The 1285-nt window shown below is 63.7% G+C and carries 2 protein-coding genes and 1 pseudogene; 1 reads left to right on the plus strand and 2 read right to left on the minus strand.

Annotated features, from left to right (window positions below; translation table 11 throughout):
* Both EOA86_RS40975 and lgt read right to left on the minus strand, forming a co-directional pair.
* Positions 1 to 122: pseudogene (locus EOA86_RS40975) on the minus strand (class I SAM-dependent methyltransferase); the annotation flags it as partial.
* Positions 119 to 973: a prolipoprotein diacylglyceryl transferase gene (gene lgt, locus EOA86_RS35025; protein WP_128345666.1), complete on the minus strand. Its 855-nt coding sequence runs from the start codon at positions 971 to 973 to the stop codon at positions 119 to 121. The gene lgt and the pseudogene EOA86_RS40975, both read right to left, overlap by 4 nt.
* A gap of 74 nt (positions 974 to 1047) precedes the next feature.
* Here lgt and EOA86_RS35030 point away from each other — a divergent pair.
* Positions 1048 to 1285, plus strand: a 238-nt coding sequence (locus tag EOA86_RS35030) for an accessory factor UbiK family protein (protein WP_245497482.1), incomplete at its 3' end; no start/stop codon positions are given.

Genomic DNA, 1285 nt, shown 5'->3' on the forward strand with positions numbered 1-1285 from the left:
GGCTCGCGCGTCGTATAGTCGCCGCCCCGCGGATCGAACAGGCAAAGTGCCATATACTGGTTGACGGGGATCGGCCCCGCCGCACCGATCAGCTCGACGATGCGGGCTTTCAGTCGGGTCATACCGGCTGTGGCTGTGTAACCGGCTTTGCCGTCGCCATCGCCCAGATGCCGGCCAGCAGCATCGGCAGCGACAGCACCATGCCCATCGTCAGCCAGCCAGTGCCGAGGAGGTAGCCGAGCTGCTGATCGGGCTCGCGGAAGAATTCGACGAAAATGCGCGAGAGACCGTAGCCGGCGATGAAGGCGCCGCCGACGAAGCGCGGTGTCTTCAGCTTGAGCCTGGAATGGGTGAGGAAGCGCAGGACCAGAAACAGCACCAGGCCTTCGAGGAGCGCCTCGTAGACCTGGCTCGGATGGCGCGCGAATGGCCCGCCATTGGGGAATTCGACCGCCCATGGCACGTCGGTTGGCCTGCCCCAGAGTTCGGAGTTGATGAAATTCGCCATGCGGACGAGGCCAAGGCCGACCGGCACGCCGGCCGCCACCATGTCGAACAGCGACCATGTGCGGATACCGCGCGACCAGGAAAACAGCGTCATGGCGAGAATGACGCCGAGCAGCCCGCCGTGGAACGACATGCCGCCCTGCCAGACGGCAAGGATATCGAGCGGATGGGCGATGTAACGTGGCAGGTCGTAGAACAGCACGTAGCCGACACGCCCGCCAAGCACCACGCCGATGGCCGCCCACATGATGAAGTCGTCGAGATCCTCGGGCTTCATGGGCACGGTGCCGCCGGGCCAGAGGCTTGCATTGGTGACGAGCCGCTTGGCATACCACCAGGCAAAGAGAATGCCGACGATGTAGCCGACGCCATACCAATGCACCGCCAGCGGCCCGATCTTGACGATGACCGGGTCGATATTGGGAAAGGGCAGGGCGGCCAACGGCAGCATAAAATATTCGCTCAACAGGGTCTCCCGGTTGCGATCATGTTCGGGCGCGGACCATGCGGCAGGGTTTTGGCGGGGTCAAGGCGACGTGGATGCTTGCATTCCGCGTCGCGCGCCACTACGTCAAATCGAGCAAGCGAGGATTTGCCATGTCGACCGGACCGAATCGCATTCTCGATGAATTCGCCAAGCTGATGACCGACGCTGCGGGTGCCGCGCAAGGCGTGCGCCGCGAAGTGGAAACCGCCTTCAAGGGGCAGGCCGAGCGCGTTCTCAACTCAATGGACCTGGTGCAGCGCGAAGAATTCGAGGCCGCCCGCGATATGGCGG

This window comes from Mesorhizobium sp. M5C.F.Ca.IN.020.32.2.1 (assembly GCF_004023105.1).
GTDB lineage: Bacteria > Pseudomonadota > Alphaproteobacteria > Rhizobiales > Rhizobiaceae > Mesorhizobium > Mesorhizobium wenxiniae.